General features: G+C 62.3%; 9 protein-coding genes and 1 pseudogene. 7 read left to right on the forward strand and 3 right to left on the reverse strand.

Annotated features, from left to right (window positions below):
• From EOA86_RS13940 to EOA86_RS13960, 5 genes are all read left to right on the forward strand, one after another.
• Nucleotides 1-822, forward strand: an 822-nt coding sequence (locus tag EOA86_RS13940) for an FAD-dependent oxidoreductase (RefSeq protein WP_128342174.1), incomplete at its 5' end; no start/stop codon positions are given.
• 116 nt (nt 823-938) lie between these two features.
• Nucleotides 939-1,163 carry a hypothetical protein gene (locus EOA86_RS13945; RefSeq protein WP_128342176.1) on the forward strand — a complete coding sequence of 75 codons (225 nt, stop codon included), beginning with the start codon at nt 939-941 and terminating at the stop codon, nt 1,161-1,163.
• The gene (locus EOA86_RS13950; RefSeq protein ID WP_245497258.1) at nt 1,160-1,549 is read left to right on the forward strand and encodes a hypothetical protein; all 390 of its coding nucleotides are present in this window, start codon (nt 1,160-1,162) and stop codon (nt 1,547-1,549) included. Before EOA86_RS13945 ends, EOA86_RS13950 begins: the two co-directional genes overlap by 4 nt.
• A 242-nt stretch (nt 1,550-1,791) precedes the next feature.
• Nucleotides 1,792-2,205 carry a hypothetical protein gene (locus EOA86_RS13955; RefSeq protein ID WP_245497259.1) on the forward strand — a complete coding sequence of 138 codons (414 nt, stop codon included), beginning with the start codon at nt 1,792-1,794 and terminating at the stop codon, nt 2,203-2,205.
• A gap of 71 nt (nt 2,206-2,276) precedes the next feature.
• Nucleotides 2,277-3,467: an NADH-quinone oxidoreductase subunit D gene (locus EOA86_RS13960; RefSeq protein ID WP_128342178.1), complete on the forward strand. Its 1,191-nt coding sequence runs from the start codon at nt 2,277-2,279 to the stop codon at nt 3,465-3,467.
• A 16-nt stretch (nt 3,468-3,483) separates the two neighbouring features.
• Here the strand turns inward: EOA86_RS13960 and EOA86_RS13965 are convergent, their stop codons facing one another.
• Together EOA86_RS13965 and EOA86_RS13970 are read right to left on the reverse strand one after the other, a co-directional pair.
• Nucleotides 3,484-4,236: a metallophosphoesterase gene (locus EOA86_RS13965; protein WP_029350563.1), complete on the reverse strand. Its 753-nt coding sequence runs from the start codon at nt 4,234-4,236 to the stop codon at nt 3,484-3,486.
• A complete protein-coding gene (locus EOA86_RS13970) occupies nt 4,229-5,041 on the reverse strand; it encodes a hypothetical protein (RefSeq protein ID WP_128342180.1) in 813 nt (270 codons plus the stop codon). The genes EOA86_RS13965 and EOA86_RS13970 overlap by 8 nt, the downstream gene beginning before the upstream one ends.
• Before the next feature lie 147 nt (nt 5,042-5,188).
• On the opposite strand from EOA86_RS13970, the gene EOA86_RS13975 reads away from it, so the two are divergent.
• Entirely contained in the window at nt 5,189-5,473 is a 285-nt protein-coding gene (locus EOA86_RS13975) for an acylphosphatase (RefSeq protein ID WP_065006638.1), read from the forward strand.
• Between the two features lie 196 nt (nt 5,474-5,669).
• Entirely contained in the window at nt 5,670-7,376 is a 1,707-nt protein-coding gene (locus EOA86_RS13980; protein WP_128342182.1) for an HAD family hydrolase, read from the forward strand.
• A gap of 184 nt (nt 7,377-7,560) precedes the next feature.
• Here the strand turns inward: EOA86_RS13980 and EOA86_RS40250 are convergent.
• Nucleotides 7,561-7,792: pseudogene (locus EOA86_RS40250) on the reverse strand (hypothetical protein); the annotation flags it as partial.

The raw sequence follows: 7,792 nt of genomic DNA on the forward strand, positions 1-7,792 counted from the left end.
CCGGTGCTCGCTTCCATCCTGGCCAACGCCTCTGCTTGCGGCGCGGGCAACCTGACGCCCTTAACCGCCGCCGAGGCGCGCAGGCTGGAGCCGAAGCTGCGATGCACGGCGGCCCTTTTGTCTCCCGCAACCGGCATCATCGACAGCCACGCCCTGATGCTGGCGCTGCTGGGCGACGCCGAGAAGCACGGGGCGACACTCAGCCTCAACACCCGCATCGTCGCCGGCCGCATCGAGAGTGGGCGCATCGTGCTCGACACGGTCGACAGCACCAGCGGCGGCTTTGAAATCGCCACCGCGCGCTTCATCAACGCCGCCGGGCTTGGCGCCACGGCACTTGCCGGCTCGCTTGACGGGCTCGACCGGCAATTCGTGCCAGAAATACGCTACGCCAAGGGCAATTATTTTTCGGTCGCCGGCCGGGCGCCGTTCTCGCGACTGGTCTATCCCATACCCGAACCCGGCGGGCTCGGCGTGCATCTGACGCTCGACCTCGACGGCGTCGCCCGCTTCGGGCCTGACGTCGAATGGACGGATGAACTCGACTATCGCGTCGATCCAGCGCGTGGCGAGCGCTTTTACGACGAGGTCCGCAAATACTGGCCGGACCTCGCCGATCGCAGCCTGCAGCCGGCCTATAGCGGCATCCGGCCGAAGCTCTCCGGTCCCGGCGAAGCCAATGCCGACTTCGTCATCCAGGACGCGGCGGTGCACGGCGTGGAGAGCCTCGTCAATTTGTTCGGCATCGAGAGCCCCGGCCTGACCTCAAGCCTGGCGATCGCCGACCATGTCGCGCAGCGCCTCGCGCCGAAGACGAGCTAACCGAGGCGACCTGCGCGAGCGTGCCCGCTGCTAAAAGCATAGCCAAAAACGCCCGTAAGCCATCCGTAAGTCGGGGTCGCAGAACCTGGGTCCGTCGATTACCGGGACCATCCGACATGAAGAACCGTTTCGAAGCCATACCGAACCCAAGCTGCCGGTTCGAGGTCTGGGACAATGAGACCGGCGAGCCCGTCGTCCATCGCGATCGGTTGCTCACCTTCCCCTCGGCGAAGTCGGCGGCAAGGATCGCCGACTTCCTCAACCACAGCCGCAGCCACCGGTGCCGCGCCGGCGCCGCCGAACGGCGCGTTGCGGACCGCGATGTCGGTTGGGGAGAATGACCGCCAAGCTGCTCAACCTCGCGATCGGCTTATGGCGGAGCTTCGCCGGCTCCCCTTCGAACGCTTTGGTACCGAGCGTCGGAGGAGTCCTCGCCATGACCGATGAACCAAGCCGTGAGCCAGCGCGCGATCCCCAGGATTTGGAGCGCCTGCTGATCTCTCGGCAGTGGGAGGGAGACATCTACGGCATGGCCGCGCTTTTTGAACCCAACGCCGTCGTCGACAGCGGTGAGAGGCGACTGACGCTGGGCCGCGAAGCGATCCGGGCACTCTTCGCGGACATCACCGCAACGGGCCGAAAATTTGTGGCCGGAAAATCAGTCCCCGCCTGTTATCAGCGGAGATTTTGGCACTCACGTCAACCCGCCTTTCCGATGGCACCGTAACCGCCGAGGTCGCCCGCCGCCAGGGCGACGGGACATGGCTATGGGTCATCGATCGATTCGCCGTTGCGTAGCGTCGGCCTGACGCATGTACTCACCGACGGCCTTATCCTTGACGGAACCGGGAACCATAATCCGGCACAATGGTTGTGTGGTCACCAAGTGATCCTCCCCGAGCAAACCGGAAAACGGAAGGAACGATCATGCGCATGTTGACGACGATTGCCGCCCTTTCGGGATTGGCCTTGGCGCAGCCGATCCACGCGCAATCCACCGACCCGCAGCTTCCCCAAATCGCACCCACTGCCCCGGAAGCCCTGCCCGATCCAACCCTGCCCGACCAGACGCCGCCTGACCAGACGCCGCCTGACCAGGCCCTGCCCGACCAAGCCGTGCCGGATCAGGGTTTCACCGACCAGAACTTTACTGGCATTGCGATCGTCGCCCTCGAGGATTTGCCTCCGGAGCTCAAAACACAAGCCGAGGCCGTGATCACCCAGACCAGCGTTGAAGATCTGCTTACCCTGCAGAGCTCGATCGATGCGTCGCCGCAGGCAGCAACGGCGCTGGCGGCGAGCGGCCTGGATTCCTCGCAAGTTGTCGCCGCCAACATCGATGGCAATGGCACGCTGACGCTGATCATCCAGACAACGACCTGATCGGCGGTCCGACGTGGCGGCCGGAGCACTCGGCTTCGGCCGTAAGAACCCAGTACGGCGGGAACACCGTCATGGTCGAAGCCGCAGTTCGCAACTTCACCCTCAACTTCGGGCCGCAGCATCCCTCTGCTCACGGCGTTCTGCGGCTGGTGCTGGAACTGGACGGCGAGATCGTCGACCGCGCCGATCCCCATATCGGCCTGCTCCACCGCGGCACGGAAAAACTCATCGAGTACAAGACCTATCTGCAGGCCCTGCCCTATTTCGACCGGCTCGATTACGTGGCGCCGATGAACCAGGAGCATGCGTTCTGCCTCGCCGCCGAGAAGCTGCTCGAAATCTCGGTCCCGAAGCGCGGACAGCTCATCCGTGTTCTCTTTTGCGAAATCGGCCGGCTCTTGTCGCATCTCCTCAACGTCACGACACAGGCCATGGACATCGGCGCGCTGACCCCGCCGCTCTGGGGCTTCGCTGAGCGCGAGAAGCTGATGGTTTTCTACGAGCGCGCCTCCGGCGCCCGCATGCATGCTAATTATTTCAGGGTCGGCGGCGTGCATCAGGACTTGCCTGCGAAGCTTCTGGACGACATCTGGGCTTTCTGCGACCCGTTCCTCAAGGTCTGCGACAACCTCGACGAATTGCTCACCGGCAACCGCATCTTCAAGCAGCGCAATGTCGATGTCGGTGTGATCGGGCAGGACGACGCCTGGGCCTGGGGCTTCTCCGGCCCCATGGTGCGCGGGTCGGGAGCGGCATGGGATTTGCGCAAGGCACAGCCATATGAATGCTACCCCGAGATGGATTTCGACATTCCGATCGGCAAGAACGGCGACTGCTATGACCGCTATCTCGTCCGCATGGAGGAAATGCGCCAATCGGTCCGGATCATGAAGCAATGCCTGGAAAAATTGCGATCGCCCGAGGGCCAAGGGCCGGTGGCAATTCCAAACCACAAAATCACGCCACCGCCGCGGGCGACGATGAAACGCTCGATGGAAGCGACTATCCACCATTTCAAACTCTACACGGAGGGTGTTCGCGTGCCCGCCGGAGAGGTCTATGCCGCCGTGGAGGCGCCGAAGGGCGAGTTCGGCGTCTATCTGGTGTCGAACGGCAGCAATACTCCGTATCGATGCAAGATCCGGGCGCCGTCCTTTGCCCATTTGCAGGCGACGGATTTTCTGTCGCGGGGGCACATGATCGCCGATGTCGCTGCGATCATCGGGTCGCTCGATATCGTGTTCGGCGAGATCGACCGCTGACCACCCACAGGGGGTTTCAGATTTCGAGCAAGGCGTAAGGACGGCCGGTCGGCTTCGCCACGTGCATGGCGACGTTATATACCGGGGCACCGCCGGGCGTGCGACCTTCATAGACGCCGCGATGCGCGTGGCCATGCACCACGGCGCTGACCTTGAACCGATCGATCGTCTCCGCCAGGCGCGACGAGCCCAGGAACGGAAAAATCTCCAATGGCTCGCCAGCGACTGTCTCGACGACCGGAGCGTAGTGCAGGACGACGAGCGTACGATTGGTGCGAACCTGCCGCATTGCGTTTTCGAGCCGCATCGACTCGCTGACGCTTTCAGCGACCATCGCCTTGATCGCCGGCTCGCCGAACGAGCCGAGCATGCGTGATCCAAAACCGCCAATGAAACCCTTCACGCCGACAAAGCCGACCTCCTTGATTTCCGCCGTCTGACCGTCAAGAAGATGGACGCCTGCCTGCCGAAGGATGTGGGCGACGTCCTCGACCGCACCGGATTCATAGTCATGGTTGCCGAGCACAGCGACGACCGGGATTGCGCAGGCGCGCAAATCCTCAGCAAGGATTTCGGCCTCTCGGGGCCTGCCGAGATTGGTGAGGTCGCCAGTGAGAACGAGGACGTCCGCTTCGCGCGAGACCTCGCCGAAGAGATCACGACAAGAGGTCTCGGCGTCTTCCTGCACGTGCAGGTCGCCAACAGCCGCAATCCTCACCGTGTCGCCGTTCCCAACCCTTGCCTTGGCGGTTATGCCCTTCTCAGCCATCACGAAATTCTCCTGTTCCACCGACGCCTGCAAAGCCCCATTCTTTGACGTCGATCTCGTAGTCGGTCGGCGAAAGCAGCCGTCCGCGGCAGATCTTCATTCGGGGAGTGGGCAGCTCCCTCTGCTTGGCGAGACGGTCAAGCAATTCGTCGAGCAGCCAGGCTGGTACATGATCGCGCTCGCTCGGATAGATCCATCGGAAATTGAGAAGCTGCATCAACAGCACCTCCCAATGAACTTCGAGGTAGGAAAGCAGCCGGTGCCAGTCGATCTGATCCTGCGCCTTGAGGATTGTATGAGCGACGTCGGCGCCGTCATGGCGGCCTCTGTCTTGGATGAAGCACTTGGACCAGATAAGCTCGGTCGGACCGACGATCCGCACCCGACTGCCCAGCAAATCGATTTGCCTTGCGTGCTCCAGCCACAGGTCGCTGACAGGCATGGTTCCGTTCGCCGAGGCGAATATGACGTCAAAGAAATGCGTGCCCTTGAAGACCTTGCCGAGCCACCGGTCATCCAATATCTCGACCGCATAATCGGCCTGCTTGAAATGAGCGAGAATGCGGGCGTAATCGCCGGCCTTGCAGAAAATGTCGAGATCCTTCGTCTGGCGCGTAACGCCTGTGTAGGCGCTCACCGCGTAGGTGCCGGCGACAAGAAAGGGAATGTCCGTCGCGGCAAGCTCGCGGATCGCCTCGGTGTAGAATACCTCGGCCTCGGCGTAGCGAAGCGTTGGCTCCGCTTTCGCGTCGATCGTCGGAACGGATGCCGGGATGGCGCGTCCCTTTGGAGAATCGTTGGTCATGAAATCGTGGCTCCGAGGCACCCGCAACCTGCAACTGTCCGTCTTTAAACAAAGCCGCCGCCCCATGGTTCCGTTGCCGACAAGGCGGAGCCTTTTTCGCCGCTAGTGAGTTGAAGGTGTGGACAAACCAGCTGCACGGAGGTGACCATGGAGGACGGGCGCAAAGCGGTACGCGTCAGGCTGAGTGGAAGGGTGCAAGGCGTCTCTTTTCGCGTGTGGACACGGACGGAAGCCGAGAAGCTCGGTCTGTCCGGATGGGTTCGCAACGAGGATGACGGATCCGTAACGGCACTGATCGTCGGAGCCGAGGGCGCGGTTTCGACGATGATGAATCGGTTGTGGGAAGGGCCGACCGGGGCGTCGGTCTCCAGCGTGAAATCCCAAGACGTCGATCCCGGCCAGGAGCCGAACGGATTCAGGATTGTCGGCTAGCAAGCGGGTACCGGTTTGGAAATGCTTAAGCAAAAGCAAGGCCTCAGCAACTCTTGCCTTCCGCCGCCGGGAACAATCGGCAGCCAGCGCCGTTTGAACCGATCAGCCAAGACAAAGTCACTGGAGCAGATGGCTTTCCGCTCAGTTCGGCGAGAAAGCTTCTCGGGTCAGCTTCGGACTACCGACGGACAGTTCAATGTATGCTCTTGCACTAGCCACTGACTACGACGGCACGCTCGCGGAAAACGGGATCGTTTCCGATGCCACCCGTGCCGCGCTCGGGCGGCTGAAGGAAACCGGCCGCAAGTTGATAATGGTCACCGGTCGCGAGCTTGCCGATCTCGAAAGCGTTTTCCCGGAGCTTGGCATTTTCGACAAGGTCGTCGCCGAAAATGGCGCGCTCGTCTACACGCCGGCTTCGAAGGAGGAGCGCATCCTGGCGCCTGCGCCTCCGGCGGAATTCGTCGACAGGCTGATGATCCGCAAGATCGCGCCCCTGTCGATAGGACGTTCCGTCGTCGCCACCAGGGAGCCCAACGAGACCATCGTGCTGGAAGTGATCAAGGACCTTGGCCTGGAGCTGGAGATCATCTTCAACAAGGGTGCCGTCATGGTGCTGCCGAGCGGGGTCAACAAGGCGACCGGTCTTGCGGCTGCCCTCGAGGATCTGGGATTGTCCGCCCACAATGTCGTCGGCATCGGCGATGCGGAGAACGACCATGCCTTTCTGCGCGCCGTCGGCTTCGGAGTTGCAGTCGCCAATGCACTGCCGAAGGTAAGGGAGACGGCGGGCCACGTGACGAATGGTGCCCGCGGCGCGGGCGTGAGGGAGTTGATCGAGGGCCTCATCTCGCATGACGCCGCCTTGCTGGACACGGCGCGGCAACGCATTGAGATTGGCGCGGACGACGGGTCTGGCGCGGTGATGCACCTTTCACCGCGCGGCGGCGGCGTGCTGCTGGCCGGCACGTCGGGGATCGGGAAATCCACCCTCGCCACCGCCCTGACCGAACGCTTCGTCGAGCAAGGCTTCCAGTTTTGCGTGCTCGACCCGGAGGGCGACTACGAGGAACTGGAGGACGTGCTGGTGGTTGGCGACGCCAAAAGCCCGCCGAGCTCGCGCGAAATCTTCGACCTCTTGTCCAAACCGTCCAACAATGTCGCCGTCAACATGCTCGGGATCAAGACCGCGGAGCGGCCAAACGCCTTCGCCAAGCTGCTGCCGGAGCTTGCCGCGCTTCGCGCCCGCACCGGACGCCCGCACTGGCTGATCATCGACGAAGCACACCACCTGTTGCCGCATGCGCGGGATGGCACATCCTTTGCGCTTCCAAAAAGCCTTTCGGCGACCATTCTGGTCACAGTTCATCCCGATCTGGTTTCGCGGGACGTGCTGGCAGGTGTCGACACGGTGCTGGCTCTTGGCCCGGAAGCCGACAAGGTCGTCGAAAGCTTCTGTGCCGCAATTGGCGAAGACGTGCCGCAGGGCGTCGTGCCGCCACCGGAAAACAAGGTCTTGTATTGGAACCGGTCGACATGCGATCCCGCAAGACCGATCTCGATCGAGCGTCCCCGGCAGGAACGCAAGCGCCATATCCGCAAGTATGCCGAGGGTGATCTTGGCGACAATAGTTTCTATTTCCGCGGCGCGGACGGCAAGCTCAACCTGAAAGCCCAAAATCTCATGATGTTCCTCCATATCGCCGAGGGGATCGACGACCGCACTTGGGAGCATCACTTGCGCGCGGGCGACTATTCGGCCTGGTTCCGCGATCAGGTCAAGGACCAGGGACTTGCGGAGGAAGCGGCTGTCATCGAGGATGACGAGAGTCTCGATCCGCATAGAAGCCGCGCCGCCATCGCGGAAGCGGTCCATCGCCGCTACACGGCGCCTGCCGACTGAAATCAGCCAATGCCTGTCGTATCGAGGCGCAATTGTATCGACCTTCGCCGATGGCGGATCGCCGCCGAACGGCATATCCGCACATCAACGGCCACTGATGCGAGGCGTGAAAATCGCTTCGCCGCCTCTATCACCCGAACATGCCGGCCCTAGTGTGAATGCCGGCAGCGTGAATGCCCTAGCGTCAATGCATGAATGTTCCTCGCAGCCAGGCGAAGAAACCGAACCTCTCGGACATTGCCGCACGGACGCGAGAGGCAGCCCATCGCGCTCGTATCGTGGCGCCGACATGGCAGTGGCAGACAATTTCGTGCAACTGCCAGTCAGTCAGTTCGAAGAAGCGCCTAGCTTCACCGTAGGTGTCATCTCTCAAGCCTTGCGCACGAAAGATTGGGTCCTCGAAGGCAACCGTGAGA

Source organism: Mesorhizobium sp. M5C.F.Ca.IN.020.32.2.1, assembly GCF_004023105.1.
GTDB classification, from domain to species: Bacteria; Pseudomonadota; Alphaproteobacteria; order Rhizobiales; family Rhizobiaceae; genus Mesorhizobium; species Mesorhizobium wenxiniae.